Origin of the sequence: Sulfitobacter sp. CB2047, assembly GCF_000735125.2 — a bacterium.
GTDB lineage: Bacteria > Pseudomonadota > Alphaproteobacteria > Rhodobacterales > Rhodobacteraceae > Sulfitobacter > Sulfitobacter pontiacus.
This window is the reverse complement of record NZ_CP072613.1, coordinates 389,642-403,680: the sequence shown is the minus strand read 5'-3', so window position 1 is coordinate 403,680 and position 14,039 is coordinate 389,642. Positions and strand designations below refer to the sequence as shown.

Sequence of the window (14,039 nt, the reverse complement as noted above, 5' to 3'; positions counted from 1 at the left end):
AATGTTCCACGTGTCAAAGGCAGATCAATAGAATGGCGCAGCAATCCCGTGCATGGCAACGTATGTTATCCGGCCGCAGGCTTGACCTGCTGGACCCGACGCCGGTCGATATAGAGATCGAGGATATCGCCCACGGGCTGGCCTTTGTCGCGCGGTGGAACGGGCAAACGCGGGGGGATTTTGCCTATTCCGTGGCCGAACATTCGCTGCTGGTCGAGACGATTTATGGCCGGATGAACCCCAAGGCCCCGCCAAAGTGGCGGTTGGCCGCGCTGCTGCATGATGCACCGGAATATGTGATCGGCGATATGATATCTCCGGTGAAGGCGGCGGTCGGGCCGGAATATGGCGCGCTGGATGACCGGCTGATGTCCGCGATCCATATCCGCTTTGGGCTGCCTGCGGCGCTGCCGAAATCGGTCAAGCAGCAGATCAAGCGCGCCGATAAGGTCAGCGCCTGGATGGAGGCGACGCAGATCGCCGGTTTCTCGGAGGCAGAGGCGTCCAAGTTCTTTGGCCGGCCCAACCCCGCTCTGATGGAGGGGCTGTCGATCGTGCTGCGCCCGCCGGTGGACACGCGCAATGACTTCACCGCGCGGCATCTGGATTTGCTGGGCGCGCTGTGATGGTCAAGGTCCGCCCGCCAATCGCGCTGGATGCCGGCAATATGGCGCAGCTGCTGAACGAGATCATCACCATCGGGGGCACCACCGCGATGACCCGCCCTGTCACCGGCAAGGATCTGACCGAATGGATGGCCAGCAACGCCGATCAAAGCGCGTGGCATGTGGCGCTGGACGATCAGGAAAACGTCGTGGGGTTCCAGTGGATCAGCCCGCACCCCGATCTGCCGCCCGAGGCCTGCGACATCGCGAGCTTTGTGCAGGTTGGTCGTACCGGTCTGGGCATCGGGTCCGCGCTGTTTGATGCCACCGCGCAGGCAGCGGCACGGCTGGGGTATGTCTGGATCAACGCCACGATCCGCGCCGACAACCACGGCGGGCTGACCTATTACCAAAGCCGCGGGTTTCGCGACTGGCACTATGACGAAGGGGTCTCGCTTGCCTCGGGTCAGGTCGTGGACAAGATCAGCAAACGCTACGACGTGTAGCGCGTTACTGCGGGGACCGTTTTGCCAGGATGCGCTGCAAGGTCCGGCGGTGCATGTTCAGCCGCCGCGCCGTTTCGGACACGTTTCTATCGCACAGCTCGTAGACACGCTGGATATGTTCCCACCGCACACGATCCGCGCTCATGGGGTTTTCCGGTGGCGGCGGCATGTCATCGCCCGTGGCCAGCAGAGCGTTCACGATGTCATTGGCATCAGCGGGTTTTGACAGATAATCCGTCGCACCGATCTTGACCGCGGCGACGGCGGTGGCGATGGCACCGTAGCCGGTCAGCACCACAACCCGCGCATCGGGGCGTTTGTCGCGCAGCACCTCGACCACATCCAGCCCGTTGCCGTCCTGCAACCGCAGATCGACCACCGCATAGGCCGCGGGCCGCGCGGTGGCGATCGCCACACCGGCGGCGACGGAACCGGCGGTTTCTACGTCAAAGCCGCGCTTCTCCATCGCCTTGGCAAGACGTCGCAGAAACGGTTCGTCATCATCCACCAGAAGGAGGGACCGATCCTCGCCGAGATCAAGCGCATTTTCCTGAACCATATCATGCTCCGCTGGTTGAATGTTGTACCGGGACTTTATCCAGATATGTGGCGGTGGCCTAGCTTGGTCAAACTTTTACTGATGTTCCACAAAGCAGGCGACCTTGTCGGCCAGCTGCTCTGGCGGGACATCGCGGCGGAAGAAATCGACGAAACCTTCGCCCGGCATCACCAGATAGCTAAAGGTCGAATGGTCCACGAGGTAGTCTTCCCCTTCATCCTCATGCGCCTTGTAATAGGTGCGATAGGCATCGCTTGCCGCTTTGACCTGTGCGGGCGATCCGGTCAGCCCGATCATCTTGGGGTGCATGTTGGCGGCGAAATCTCCAACAACTTCAGGGGTATCGCGGGCAGGATCGACGGAAATGAACACCGGCGTCACGGACATACCACGCGCCTCCAGCTCATCCACGGCGCGGGCGTTGCGGTCCACATCCAGCGGGCAGACGTCCGGGCAGAAGGTGTAGCCAAAGTAAACGAGGCTGGGTTCGGTGATCACATCCGCGTCCGTCACGGTCTGGCCTTGGGCATTCACCAGCTCGAATGGCCCGCCCAATTCGGCACCACCGGCCACGGCAGAGTTCTTGCACTGCGCGTATTTGTCGCTGTCGCCATCGGTCCGGTATACCAGCATCAGGGATACCGCCAGAAACGCCAGCACGACCAACACCGCGCCAATTGCCAACACTCTTCTCATATTCATTCTCCTGCGCGGTTAGGCGCTCTTGATCCCGGTCGGACACAGACCTACGCTTTCCCTTTATCAACGCAAACGACATTTTGAAAAGGTGCGCCGATGACGCAGGCCGCTAACATTCCCGTGGGTAGAGGCCTGGGCAAGGGCGCGCGTGCCAACTGGATCCGCCTGCGCACAATGATCGTGCTGCGGTGGGTGGCGATTGCGGGGCAACTGACGGCGATCACCGTCGCGCAACGCATCTTTGGCCTGCAGCTGGAACTGGGGTTGTGCTATTTCGCGATTGGCGTGTCAGTGATCGGCAATCTGATCGCCATTCTGGTGTTTCCCGAAAACAAGCGTCTGTCTGAATATGAAAACCTGCTGATGGTGCTGTTCGATCTGGTGCAGCTGGCCTTTCTGCTGTTCCTGACGGGCGGGCTGCATAATCCGTTTTCGCTGTTGTTGCTGGGGCCGGTGACCATCTCTGCCACGGCGCTTAGCCTGCGGTCGACCATCGTACTTTGTGGCACAGCCATTGGGCTGGCGACGGGGCTGGCGCTGTTTCACCTACCGTTGATCACACAAGATGGGGGCGTGCTTGAGCTGCCGGGCATCTTTATCTTCGGTATCTGGATCGCACTGGTGATCGCGATTGTGTTTTCTACCGCCTATTCCCGCCGCGTCACCACCGAGATCCATTCGATGGCCGACGCCTTGGCCGCCACCCAGATGGCGCTGGCGCGCGAACAGAAGCTGACCGACCTTGGCGGCGTGGTGGCCGCTGCCGCCCATGAACTGGGCACGCCCCTTGCCACGATCAAACTGGCCAGCAGCGAGCTGTGGAATGAACTGCAAGACCAGCCCGATCTGGCCGAGGATGCCGCGTTGATCCGCGATCAGGCCGACCGGTGCCGCGATATTCTGCGCGACATGGGGCGGGCGGGTAAAGACGATCTGCATCTGCGCCAAGCCCCCTTGATGACGGTGCTTGAAGAAGCCGCCGAACCGCACCGGATGCGCGGCAAGAGTTTTACCTTTACCCTCGGGCCAGATGCCGGGGACGCCGCCGACCAGCCCGCGATCCTGCGCCGGCCAGAGGTTATCCACGGCCTGCGCAACCTGATGCAGAACGCGGTGGATTTCGCCGCCACAACAGTCTGGGTAGAGGCGAACTGGTCTGACACGGTGATCTCGGTCCGGATATTTGACGATGGTACGGGCTTTCCTCCGCATATCCTTGGCCGCATCGGTGACCCTTTCATGCGGCGGCGCCCCTCGGACCGCAGCAACGCGCGGCGCCCCGAATACGAAGGCATGGGGCTGGGGCTGTTCATCGCCAAGACCTTGCTTGAACGCTCGGGTGCGGAGCTTCGCTTTGCCAACGGGCCGGACAGCGCCCCCAAGACGGACACGCCCGTCGGTGCGGTGGTCAAGGTCACATGGCCCCGCGAAAAGCTGGATGCGCATCACGGCGAAACCCCCCTGCCCACCGGAGAGAACACACGCTTCACGTGATCCCTGCGGCAGCGGCGTGGGGGGCACCAAAGATGATCTCGGCGATTTTCCGCGGCCATTCACACGGCGGTTAATAAACTGTTAACTATTTGGGCGCTTAACTGAGTGGAACCCTAAAGAATTGAGTCCCGCCGTGGCTTCCACCTTCGACATTGCGCTCGTGATCTTTGCCATTCTTTCGAGTGGCTATATCGCCTATCTCTGGCTCGATAACGCAGAGACCGCCGACAAGGCCGATCCGCGGGGGGAGCCCGAGCTGTCCTATCTTTTTGACCATGGGGTGTTGCAGCACGCCTCTGGCACGACAGCGCAGTTTTGCCCGCTAGAGGCGGGGTTTCACGAATGGTCCGACTTGCATCACAACGTGTCAGGTCGCTTTGCGATGTTCCCCGACAAACCCCCTTCGACGCCCGAAGGCCAGTTGATCGTCCCGGCCACCGACCCCAAGATTCACACGCTGATCCGCATCACCTGGGAAAAGCACCTGTGCCGCGTGGTGGTGCTGGACCCCAATGATATGGGCGTGGATCTGCGGTCAGAGGCGGAGGTCACGCTGACGCGGCTACGCTCTACCGTGTCGGTGCCGCTTTGGCATACAGACCATGCAAACCGACTGCTTTGGTACAACGATGCCTATCACGAGTTGTTTAACGCCTGTCACCCCGGTCAGGCGATTGAAACCCAGCGGTTGTTTCCCAGCGATTTCAGCAACGCGACCCACCGTCTGTCCTTGCGCGACCGGACCACAGGGGTGAAAGACTGGTACGCGGTCACCCACAGCCAATCGCGTAGCATCAACTGCTATGAGGCGACCTGCATCACCACATTGGTCCGCGCCGAAGAGGCGCAGCGCAATTTCGTGCAAACCTTGACCAAAACCTTTGCGCAGCTGTCCATCGGGCTCGCGATATTTGACCGCAAAAGCCAGTTGGTGCTGTTTAACCCGGCGTTAATCGACCTGACCGGATTGGGAGCGCAGTTCCTGAGCGCCCGCCCCGCGATCCAGACCTTCTTCGACAAGCTGCGCGAGGCGCGCAAAATCCCCGAGCCCAAGGATTATGCCACCTGGCGCACCACCGTGTCCGAGCTGATCAGCGCCGCCCATGATGGCCGCTATGAAGAGATATGGTCGCTTGAGTCAGGGCAGACCTTTCGGGTCAAGGGCCGGCCGCACCCCGACGGGGCCACGGCCTTTCTGATAGAGGATATCAGCGCCCAGGTCAGCCTGACCCGCACCTTCAGGGCAGAGCTGGAACAGGGGCAGGCGATGCTTGATACGCTGGACGATGCCATCGTCGTCTTTTCGTCGTCGGGTATTCTGACCTTCTCTAACACCGCGTATAATGACCTTTGGGGTGTCGATCCCGACATGACCTTTGCCGATATCTCTATCCACGACGCCATTCAGGGCTGGCACCGCCGGTCCGCCCCCAATCTGCTGTGGCAGGAGATAGAGGATTTCGTCACCAACCGCGAAGATCGCATGAAGTGGAGCATGCCGCTGTATCTTGCCAACGGGACAGAGCTGACCTGCCTGTTTTCCCCCATAGTGGACGGGGCCACGCTGATCCGGTTTCATCAGCCGAAAAAGCCGGTGGCAGAGATTGAAAACCCCGAAGCCGAGAAACCGCCACAAGACGCCTGACGCCCCGCTTTCGCCTTGCGGCGCACCACCGCGCCCAAGTAACCTTGGCGCATGGCATCACACGCACTTGATCTTACGCTGCATGACGCAGACCAAACCGCCCGATTGGCCGTGACCCTTGGGCGCGCGCTCACTGCGGGCGACGTTGTTTTACTGACCGGCGACGTTGGCGCGGGCAAGACGCATTTCGCGCGGGCGCTGATCCAGTCGCTGCTGGCGGTGCCCGAAGACGTGCCCTCGCCCACCTTCACGCTGGTGCAGACCTATGACGCCCCCGCCGCCGCGATCTGGCATGCGGATCTGTATCGTCTGACCTCTGTCTACGAGATCGAAGAGCTGGGGCTGACCGATGCGTTCAGCGATGCCATCTGCCTTGTGGAATGGCCCGACAGGCTGGGCGATCTGCGCCCCGAAGATGCGCTTGATCTGACGTTGACGGTCACCGGCGACGACACACGGCGGCTCTCTGCCACGTGGAACGACGATAAATGGCCCGAAAAGCTGGGGGCATGGCGCAAATGAACGACCGTATGACTGCTATGGACCGCTTTCTTGCCGATGCGGGGTGGGCACAGGCGCGGCGCGATCTGCTGGCCGGGGACGCATCGAACCGCCGCTATGACCGTCTGATCCTTGATGATGGCCGCACCGCCGTGCTGATGGACGCCCCCGCCGACAAGGGCGAAGACGTGCGCCCCTTTGTCCGCATCGCCGAGTGGCTGCGCGCCCAAGGGGCCAGCGCGCCCGAGATCTACGCGCAAGACGCAGGCAACGGCTTTCTGCTGATCGAGGATCTGGGCGATGACCTGTTTGCGCGGCTGATGGTCCAATCGCCCGCGATGACGCGGCAGCTTTATACCGCCGCGACGGACTGTCTGCTGGACCTGCACAAGGCCCCGCCCCCCGATCTGCCGCTCTGCGATGCCGATTGGCTGACAGAGGCGGCGCAGATGGTGTTTGACTGGTACGCCCCCGACAGCGGTGCCGCGGCGGAGTTTAACACCCTCTTCACCCCGCTGGCCCGCGCGCTGGACAATAGCCCCCGTGTGATCATCCTGCGCGATTACCACGCTGAAAATCTGTTGTGGCGGCCCGAGCGGACGGGCTCTGCCCGCGTGGGGCTGCTGGATTTTCAAGACGCGCTGCAGGGCCACCCCGCCTATGATCTGGTGTCGATCCTGCAAGATGCGCGGCGCGATGTGACCCCGCAGATCGAGACGGCGATGATCGTCCATTACATCCGGCAAAGCGGACAGGATGATGCCGCCTTCCGCAGCGCCTATGCCTTGCTTGGCCTGCAACGCAACCTGCGGATCTTGGGAATCTTTGCACGGCTGTGCCTGCGCGACGGCAAGGCGCATTATGTCGATTTCATCCCCCGCGTTTGGGGCTATGTGCAGCGTAACCTTGATGATCCGGCGCTTGCACCCTTGGCCGATGTGCTGCGTCCCGCCCTCCCCGCGCCGACCCCCGATTTTCTGAAGGATTTGAAAGCCAGATGCGCCACGCCCCCGATGCCGTGATGATGTTTGCCGCCGGCTTCGGCACGCGGATGCAACATCTGACCAAAGACCAGCCCAAGCCGATGATCCCTGTCGCGGGCAAGCCGTTGATCGACCACGCGCTTGATCTGGCGCGCGGTGTCGCGCCGCGGCGGATCGTCGTGAACCTGCACTATAAGCCCGACCCGCTGCTGGATCATCTGGCGGGGCGCGACGTGCAGACGATTGTGGAACAGCCCGATATTCTGGAAACCGGTGGCGGGCTGCGCAATGCGTTGCCGCTTTTGGGCGACGGGCCCGTGTTTACCATGAACACCGATGCGATCTGGGCGGGCCCCAACCCGCTGTCCTTGCTGGCGGACGCATGGGACCCCGACAGGATGGATGCGCTGCTGATGGGCGTGCCGGTGACGCAGGCCGTGGGGCATGGGGGCGACGGAGACTTTACAATGGGCACCGACGGCGCGTTGAAACGCGGGCCGGGGGTTGTCTATGGCGGGGTGCAGATCATCAAAACCGACCTGTTAGAGACGATTTCAGAGCGTGCATTCTCGCTCAACCTCTTGTGGGACGTGATGCTGGACCGCGGGCGGATGTATGGGCTGTCCTATCCCGGCGGCTGGTGCGATGTCGGCCACCCCGGCGGGATCACCCTTGCCGAAGACATGCTGGACGCCGCCGATGTTTGAACCGCAGGACGCACCGCGCGTTTTCGGGTTGGCCCCCGGCGTCGACTTTCCCAAGGAACTGGTGCGGGGTTTGCTTTCGCGGCTGGAAGGGCAACCCGCCCATGCCATCGGGCGGATCGATCTGGTGGTGAACACCCGCCGGATGCAGCGGCGTTTGCGCGATATTTTTGACGCGGGCCCGCCCAGCCTGCTGCCGCGCATCCATCTGATCGACAACCTTGATACCCTTGGCAGCGGCGTTGACCTGCCGCGCCCCGGTCCGGCTCTACGCCGCCGGTTAGAGTTGATTACACTGGTGTCAAAGCTGCTGGATCAAGCGCCTGAACTGGCCCCGCGCGCGTCGCTTTATGACCTGTCGGACAGTCTGGCGCAGTTGATCGACGAAATGCAGGGCGAAGGCGTGCCGGTCGAGGCCGTGACCGAGCTGGATGTCAGCGACCAATCGGGCCATTGGGAACGCGCGAAACAGTTCCTCGCCATCGCGCATCAGTATCTGGGGGAAAGCGTCACCCGCCCCGATCCGCGTGCGCGGCAACGTCAGGTCGCACAGCGCCTGATCGCAGAGTGGGAGCAGAACCCGCCCCGGCATCCGGTGATCGTCGCGGGCTCTACCGGATCACGGGGCACCTCTGCCCTGCTGATGGAGGCGGTGGCAAAGCTGCCGCAAGGCGCGCTTGTGCTTCCGGGTTTCTGTTTCGACATGCCGCAAGCGGTCTGGACCGATCTGGGCGAGGATCAGGAAAAGATCTCTCAGGATCATCCGCAATACCGGTTCCGCGACCTGCTGCGCCAGCTCGAGATGTCGCGCAGCAAGATCGATGCCTGGACCGACACGCCGCCGCCCTCTGCCGCGCGCAATGCGTTGGTGTCGCTGTCCCTGCGCCCTGCCCCTGTGACCCACGTCTGGCTGACCGAAGGGCCGAAACTGCCCGATCTGCATCAGGCCACCGAAGGGTTAACCCTGATACAGGCCCCCACCCCACGTGCCGAAGCGCTTGCGATTGCGCTGCGCCTGCGCCAAGCAGTCGAGGACGGTAAAACCGCCGCGCTGATCACCCCGGACCGGATGCTGTCGCGTCAGGTGACCTCGGCGCTGGACCGGTGGAACATCCTGCCCGACGACAGCGCGGGCCTGCCGCTGCATCTGTCGCCTCCGGGTCGGTTCTTGCGTCACGTGGGCGATCTGTTCCTGCGCAAGCTGGATTCCGAAGCCTTGCTAACCCTGCTGAAACACCCGCTAACCCACAGCGGCGGGGATCGCAATTTTCACCAGCTCAACACCCAACGGCTGGAACTGCAACTGCGCCGCGACGGGCTGCCCTATCCGGATGCGGAAGGTGTGTTGAAACTGGCGCGCAAGACGGTATCGCGGTCGAAAGACCCCGCGCAAATGGATGTTTGGGCCGATTGGGTCGGCACCCATCTGACCGATTGCGAACTCACCGGCGACCGGCCGCTAGAGGAATGGGTCGCCCTGCATATGGCGCTGGCCGATGCCATCGCCGACGGTGCCACGCCAAGCCAGCCCAACGGGTTGTGGCAGCACCACGCGGGCGAAGAGGCGGCGAAGGTGATGAACGACCTTGCCGAAAACGCGCCCTATGGGGGCGAGATGTCGGCAGCGGATTATACCGATCTGGTGGGTGCCCTGCTGCAACAGGGCGAAATCCGCGACCGCGACGCGCCGCATCCCAACGTCATGATCTGGGGCACGCTCGAGGCCCGCGTGCAAGGCGCCGATCTGGTGATCCTTGGCGGGCTGAACGACAGCACTTGGCCCGAAGCTCCGCCGCCCGACCCTTGGCTGAACCGCCAGATGCGCCTGAAAGCCGGTTTGCTGCTGCCCGAACGGCGGATCGGCCTGTCGGCCCATGACTATCAACAATCCATTGCCGCGCCCGAGGTCTGTTTGACCCGCGCAATCCGCTCGGACGAGGCGGAAACCGTGCCTTCGCGCTGGCTCAACCGCTTGGGCAACCTGCTGAACGGTTTGCCCGCGCAGGGCGGTGATGCGGCGTGGACGGCGATGATCAAACGCGGCGACCACTGGCTGGATCAGGCCCGCGCGCTGGAAACCGTGACCCGTGTGCCCCCCGCGCCGCGCCCGTCGCCGCGCCCGCCCCGTGCCGCACGCCCCCACGCGCTGTCGGTAACAGAGATCAAGCGCCTGATCCGCGACCCCTATGCGATCTATGCCAAACACAGCCTGAAACTGCGTGCGCTGAACCCGCTGGTGCAATCGCCAGACGCGCCTGTGCGCGGCATCATCGTGCACGAGATCATGGAACGCTTCATCAAATCGGTGACAGCGGAGCCTGCGCTTTTGACGAAAAGCCATTTGTTAGAGACGGCCCGCACCGTGTTAGAGGCCGAAGCCCCCTGGCCCGCCGCGCGCGTCATGTGGCTGACCAAGATCGAACGGATTGCCGATTGGTTCATCGAAAACGAGCTGCATCGACAAAGCTATTCCACCCCCGCCGCTTTTGAAAAAGCCGCCAAGGGCAGTCACGCGTTCCCCGATCTGGGCTTTACCCTTATGGGATTTGCCGACCGGATCGACCGGACGGAAGATGGCGATATTCTGATCTATGACTACAAGACCGGCACGCCGCCCAGTGTGGCCGAGCAGAAAGCATTTGATAAGCAGTTGCTGCTTGAAGCCGCGATGGTCGAGGAAGGCGGTTTCAAGGAAATCGGCCCCGCCCCCGTTGCCCAAGCCGCCTATATCGGGCTTGGCAGCAAACCGGTGGAACGCCCAGCGCCGCTTGAGGATGAACCCCCGCACGAGGTGCTGGCCAAGTTGCACGCGCTGATCACCAGCTACCTGTCGGATGAACAAGGCTTTACCGCGCGCCGGATGGTTAAAACCACGGATTTTGCGGGCGATTATGACCAGTTGGCCCGGTTTGGCGAATGGGATGCCACAACCGAACCCACGCCGGAGGATCTGACATGACCGCCCCCTTTGACGACGCCACCCGCGCGCAGATCGACGCGGCGCGGCCCGATGCCTCTACGTGGTTGGGGGCGAATGCGGGGTCGGGTAAGACCCGCGTGCTGACCGACCGCGTGGCGCGGCTGTTGCTGAACGGGGTCGAACCGCAGCATATCCTGTGTCTGACCTACACCAAGGCCGCCGCGTCAGAGATGCAGAACCGGCTGTTCAAGCGGCTCGGTGCCTGGGCCATGCTGACCGACGCCGATCTGCGTCATTCACTGTCGGAGCTGGGGGTCGAGGATGGCTTTACCCCCGAAAAGCTGCGCATGGCCCGCACCCTGTTTGCCCGCGCCATCGAAACCCCCGGCGGGCTGAAAATCCAGACGATCCATTCGTTCTGTGCGTCTCTATTACGGCGCTTTCCACTAGAAGCAGGGGTGAGCCCGCAGTTCACCGAGATCGAAGACCGCGCCGCCGATCTGCTGCGGGCCGAGATCGTGGACACCATGGCCGAGGGGCAGGATGCCGCGCTGATCACCACGCTGGCGCGGATGTACACGGGCGAGGATTTCAGCAAGCTTACCCGCAGTATCGTCGGGCAGCGCGAAGGCTTTGCCACTGTGCTGTCATGGGAAGATGTGCTGGCGCTGTTCGATCAGCCCGCCGACCTGACCGAGGAGAAGATCACAACTTCGGTGTTTCTGGGATCAGAGGCGATGATCCTTGAACAGATGATCCCGCCGATGCGGGCCAAGGGCGGGCTGGACGGCAAAGCGGCGGAAAAGCTGGCGACGATCCAGACAATGAATATCTCTGCCCTGCCCGTTCTGGAAGACGTGATGCTGACCGGTGCGGGTGCCAAGGAACCCTTTACCGCCAAGGTCGGCACCCTGCCCACGAAACCGACGCAAAAGCTGCTGTTTGATTTGATGCCGCAGGTCGATGACTTGATGCGGCGGGTCGAAGATGCCCGTGACGCGCGGCTGGCGCTGCGGGCGGCGCAGAAGACCCATGTGCTGCATCAATTCGCACATCGTTTCCTTGAAATCTACGCCCACGAGAAACAGAAACGCGGCTGGCTCGACTTTGATGATCTGATCCTCAAGGCGCGGGCGCTGCTGACCAACCCTGCGGTCGCGGCTTGGGTGCTTTATCGGATCGACGGTGGCATTGATCATATTCTGGTGGACGAAGCGCAGGATACCAGCCCGCGCCAATGGGATGTGATCGAACGGCTGGCCGATGAATTCTACAGCGGCGACGGTGCCCGAGAAGAGGAAGACCGCACGCTGTTCGTTGTGGGCGATAAAAAACAGTCGATCTATTCCTTTCAGGGGGCCGACCCGCGCGAGTTTGATCACAAACAGGATCTGTTCGAACAGAAAATCACCCAAGCGGGTCAGATCTTTCAACGGCGCAGCCTTGAATATTCGTTCCGATCGTCCTCGGCGATCCTGCACCTGGTGGATACAACGCTCGCCCCGCATACGGATGCAGGGTTTCAGGCGGATGCGGCGCATAAGGCGTTCAAATCCGCCCTGCCCGGCCGTGTTGATCTTTGGCCTGTGGTTGAGAAAACCGATGAACCTGATGACCGTGAATGGTCCGATCCTGTCGATCAGAAGTCGGCGCATCACCATACGGTCGTTCTGGCCGATCAGGTCGCGTCGCAGATCAAGGAGCTGATCGAGGGCGAACATTATCTTCCCGTCGATACCGATACCCCCGGCACCTTTGCGCGGCGGCGTATTCGGGCGGGTGACTTTTTGATCCTTGTGCAGCGGCGCAGTGATCTGTTCTCGGAAATCATCCGCGCGTGCAAAACCGCCGGTGTGCCGATTGCGGGCGCGGACCGGCTCAAGGTCGGGGCCGAACTGGCGGTCAAGGATCTGGCGGCGCTGCTGAGCTTTCTTGCCACGCCCGAAGACAGCCTGTCGCTGGCAACGGCGCTGAAATCGCCTCTGTTCGGGTGGACAGAGCAGATGTTGTTCACCCTGTCCCACTACCGCAAGGAAGATCACCTGTGGCAGGCGTTGCGCAGCAGCGATGCCTACCCCGAAACCGTTGCGATCCTCCGAGATTTGCGGGCGCAGGTCGATTTCCTGCGGCCCTATGACCTGATCGAACGTATCCTGACCCGCCATGACGGGCGCCGTAAGCTGCTGGCGCGGCTGGGGTCAGAGGCAGAGGACGGGATCAACGCCATGCTCTCGCAGGCGCTATCGTATGAACGCGGCGCAATCCCCAGCCTCACGGGGTTTCTGGTGTGGATGCAGACCGACGACCTTGAGATCAAGCGCCAGATCGACAATGCCTCGGATCAGGTGCGGGTGATGACCGTGCACGGGGCAAAGGGGCTAGAGGCACCGATTGTGATCCTGCCGGACACGGGCAAACGCCCTTTGGTGATCCGCGATGAGATCATCAAGATCGGTGACACGCCTGTGTGGAAACTGTCCGAAGGGGATATGCCCGCTGCCATGCGCGGCGCGCTGGACGACCGCAAGGCGCGCGAGATGGCCGAACGGCTGCGGCTGCTCTATGTGGCGATGACGCGGGCCGAGAAATGGCTGATCGTGGCCGCGGCGGGAGAGCTGCCCAAGGATGGCAACAGCTGGTATCAGATGGTCGGCGCCGCGATGGGTCAGGCCGGTGCCAAGCCGGTTGGCAGCTCGGGCGGGATGCGGTTTGAACATGGCGACTGGGATGCGCTGCCAGTGATCGACACCGCCCCCAAAACCCATACGACGCCAGTGTTAGAGCCTGCTTTTAACACGCCCCTTACCGATATTCCGCTACGCGCCAAAACGCTGGCCCCCTCTGATCTGGGCGGTGCCAAGGCCCTGCCCGGCGATGATGGCCAATCGGAAGATGCGGCGAAATCCTACGGCAATCTGGTGCATAAGATGCTGGAAACCCTGCCCATGATGCACAGCGACCGCTGGAACGGTGTGCTGCACACGCTGGCGCAGGGGTATGACGAAACCGTCGCCCAAGCCGCCTTGAGAGAGGCGATCGCCGTCTTGGATACGCCCGAATTGGCGCATGTCTTTGGCAAGGACGCCTTGGCAGAGGTACCGATCACCGCGCCCTTGGGCACCGAACGGCTGCACGGGACAATCGACCGGCTGCTGGTGTCGGATACGGATGTATTGCTGGTGGATTACAAAACCAACCGCGTGGTGCCCGATACGCCTGATCGCTGCCCCGAAGGCCTGTTGCGCCAGATGGGGGCCTATGCCGCCGCGCTGGCGCAGGTGTTTCCCGATCACCGCATCCGCACCGCTATTTTATGGACCCGTACCGCCACGCTGACGGAACTGCCCGACGCGCTGATCACAAACGCCCTATCGCGGGTGCGCGATCTTGACGGGACGCATGGGGCTACATAGGTTCCCACTC

General features: G+C 62.4%; 11 protein-coding genes. 9 read left to right on the top strand and 2 right to left on the bottom strand.

Features of this window, described 5'->3' with window-relative positions:
• Window positions 1-32: 32 nt before the first annotated feature.
• Both IV89_RS01930 and IV89_RS01925 read left to right on the top strand, forming a co-directional pair.
• On the top strand, window positions 33-626 hold the full coding sequence (locus IV89_RS01930; protein WP_037942460.1) for an HD family hydrolase: 594 nt from the start codon (window positions 33-35) through the stop codon (window positions 624-626).
• Window positions 626-1,111 (top strand): GNAT family N-acetyltransferase, encoded by a 486-nt coding sequence (locus tag IV89_RS01925; protein WP_037942458.1) that lies wholly within the window; start codon window positions 626-628, stop codon window positions 1,109-1,111. Before IV89_RS01930 ends, IV89_RS01925 begins: the two co-directional genes overlap by 1 nt.
• 4 nt (window positions 1,112-1,115) lie before the next feature.
• Here the strand turns inward: IV89_RS01925 and IV89_RS01920 are convergent, their stop codons facing one another.
• Together IV89_RS01920 and IV89_RS01915 are read right to left on the bottom strand one after the other, a co-directional pair.
• Entirely contained in the window at window positions 1,116-1,670 is a 555-nt protein-coding gene (locus IV89_RS01920) for an ActR/PrrA/RegA family redox response regulator transcription factor (RefSeq protein WP_037942457.1), read from the bottom strand.
• Window positions 1,671-1,745: 75 nt separating this feature from the next.
• Complete coding sequence (locus tag IV89_RS01915; RefSeq protein ID WP_181358622.1) at window positions 1,746-2,366, bottom strand: SCO family protein; 621 nt, start codon at window positions 2,364-2,366, stop codon at window positions 1,746-1,748.
• 99 nt (window positions 2,367-2,465) lie between these two features.
• On the opposite strand from IV89_RS01915, the gene IV89_RS01910 reads away from it, so the two are divergent.
• The 7 genes from IV89_RS01910 to addA all read left to right on the top strand — a co-directional run bounded on the left by IV89_RS01910 (window position 2,466) and on the right by addA (window position 14,029).
• On the top strand, window positions 2,466-3,863 hold the full coding sequence (locus IV89_RS01910; RefSeq protein ID WP_037942455.1) for an ActS/PrrB/RegB family redox-sensitive histidine kinase: 1,398 nt from the start codon (window positions 2,466-2,468) through the stop codon (window positions 3,861-3,863).
• 133 nt (window positions 3,864-3,996) lie between these two features.
• Complete coding sequence (locus IV89_RS01905; RefSeq protein ID WP_037942454.1) at window positions 3,997-5,508, top strand: PAS-domain containing protein; 1,512 nt, start codon at window positions 3,997-3,999, stop codon at window positions 5,506-5,508.
• Between the two features lie 51 nt (window positions 5,509-5,559).
• The gene (gene tsaE, locus IV89_RS01900; RefSeq protein WP_005850727.1) at window positions 5,560-6,030 is read left to right on the top strand and encodes a tRNA (adenosine(37)-N6)-threonylcarbamoyltransferase complex ATPase subunit type 1 TsaE; all 471 of its coding nucleotides are present in this window, start codon (window positions 5,560-5,562) and stop codon (window positions 6,028-6,030) included.
• On the top strand, window positions 6,018-7,031 hold the full coding sequence (locus IV89_RS01895) for a phosphotransferase (RefSeq protein ID WP_037942453.1): 1,014 nt from the start codon (window positions 6,018-6,020) through the stop codon (window positions 7,029-7,031). Before tsaE ends, IV89_RS01895 begins: the two co-directional genes overlap by 13 nt.
• A complete protein-coding gene (locus IV89_RS01890) occupies window positions 7,007-7,699 on the top strand; it encodes a nucleotidyltransferase family protein (protein ID WP_037942451.1) in 693 nt (230 codons plus the stop codon). The genes IV89_RS01895 and IV89_RS01890 overlap by 25 nt, the downstream gene beginning before the upstream one ends.
• A complete protein-coding gene (addB, locus tag IV89_RS01885) occupies window positions 7,692-10,655 on the top strand; it encodes a double-strand break repair protein AddB (protein WP_037942449.1) in 2,964 nt (987 codons plus the stop codon). Before IV89_RS01890 ends, addB begins: the two co-directional genes overlap by 8 nt.
• On the top strand, window positions 10,652-14,029 hold the full coding sequence (gene addA / locus IV89_RS01880) for a double-strand break repair helicase AddA (protein WP_037942447.1): 3,378 nt from the start codon (window positions 10,652-10,654) through the stop codon (window positions 14,027-14,029). Before addB ends, addA begins: the two co-directional genes overlap by 4 nt.
• Window positions 14,030-14,039: the final 10 nt, after the last annotated feature.

Excerpts from the sequence above, each read along its gene's own strand:
- IV89_RS01895 (WP_037942453.1), top strand. The coding sequence starts at position 6,018 with ATGGCGCAAATGAACGACCGTATGACTGCTATGGACCGCTTTCTTGCC.
- IV89_RS01920 (WP_037942457.1), bottom strand. The coding sequence starts at position 1,670 with ATGGTTCAGGAAAATGCGCTTGATCTCGGCGAGGATCGGTCCCTCCTT.
- IV89_RS01930 (WP_037942460.1), top strand. The coding sequence starts at position 33 with ATGGCGCAGCAATCCCGTGCATGGCAACGTATGTTATCCGGCCGCAGG.
- IV89_RS01915 (WP_181358622.1), bottom strand. The coding sequence starts at position 2,366 with ATGAGAAGAGTGTTGGCAATTGGCGCGGTGTTGGTCGTGCTGGCGTTT.
- tsaE (WP_005850727.1), top strand. The coding sequence starts at position 5,560 with ATGGCATCACACGCACTTGATCTTACGCTGCATGACGCAGACCAAACC.
- addA (WP_037942447.1), top strand. The coding sequence starts at position 10,652 with ATGACCGCCCCCTTTGACGACGCCACCCGCGCGCAGATCGACGCGGCG.
- IV89_RS01890 (WP_037942451.1), top strand. The coding sequence starts at position 7,007 with ATGCGCCACGCCCCCGATGCCGTGATGATGTTTGCCGCCGGCTTCGGC.
- IV89_RS01925 (WP_037942458.1), top strand. The coding sequence starts at position 626 with ATGGTCAAGGTCCGCCCGCCAATCGCGCTGGATGCCGGCAATATGGCG.
- IV89_RS01910 (WP_037942455.1), top strand. The coding sequence starts at position 2,466 with ATGACGCAGGCCGCTAACATTCCCGTGGGTAGAGGCCTGGGCAAGGGC.
- addB (WP_037942449.1), top strand. The coding sequence starts at position 7,692 with ATGTTTGAACCGCAGGACGCACCGCGCGTTTTCGGGTTGGCCCCCGGC.